This is a genomic window from Chryseobacterium sp. 14P4.3.2 (assembly GCF_057799275.1).
In genome coordinates this window covers 1-654 of sequence record NZ_JBYOKO010000070.1, presented here as the reverse complement: position 1 = coordinate 654, position 654 = coordinate 1, and the positions used below count along the sequence as shown (strand labels likewise).

General features: G+C 42.0%; 1 pseudogene. It reads left to right on the top strand.

Annotated elements, in window-relative coordinates:
* Window positions 1-654 (top strand): annotated as a pseudogene (locus AC27VX_RS23835) (T9SS type A sorting domain-containing protein); the annotation flags it as partial.

The following is a 654-nucleotide window of genomic DNA, read 5'->3' as shown; positions in this document are numbered from 1 at the left end:
GGTGCATTTACCTTATGTACCATTCTGGGATCAGCCCAGGAAATTTTATGGCAGAAGGATCTGAAATCTTCAACACAGGACTTTCTGAGCCAGGTGACTACTACCATTGATGGTCAGTATCTGATCAGCGGAAGTTCTATTCAAAGCAATAAGCTTCAGGCTTCAGGCGGCAAACAAAATAATGGTTACGATTTTAGATTAGTCAAATTAAATCAGAATGGAGAAGGGGTGTGGGAGAAATATTTCTCCGGAACCAATCATGATTATCTGTCTGCAACAGTCGCTACACAGGAAGGAGGATTCGTTGTCACAGGGACTTCGCATTCAGGAAAAGGTCTTGACAAAAAAGAAGATTCTAAAGGAAATTCAGACATTTGGCTGATCAGAATCAATGAATTTGGAGACGAGATTTGGCAAAAAACATTAGGTACTGCTGCTGACGAAGAAGCCAGAGCGGTTATTCAAACCACAGATTTAGGATTCTTTGTAGCCGGAAATATTCAGAACTCTTCCAAAGCTTACGGTTCTAAAGATGTCCTGATCATCAGGCTCGACAAAGACGGAAAAGAACTTTCCCAATTAATCTGGGGCGGAAAAGGACTTGATGAAGTTGAAAAAATGATCCCAACGAAAGACGGCGGAGCCTTACTCGGG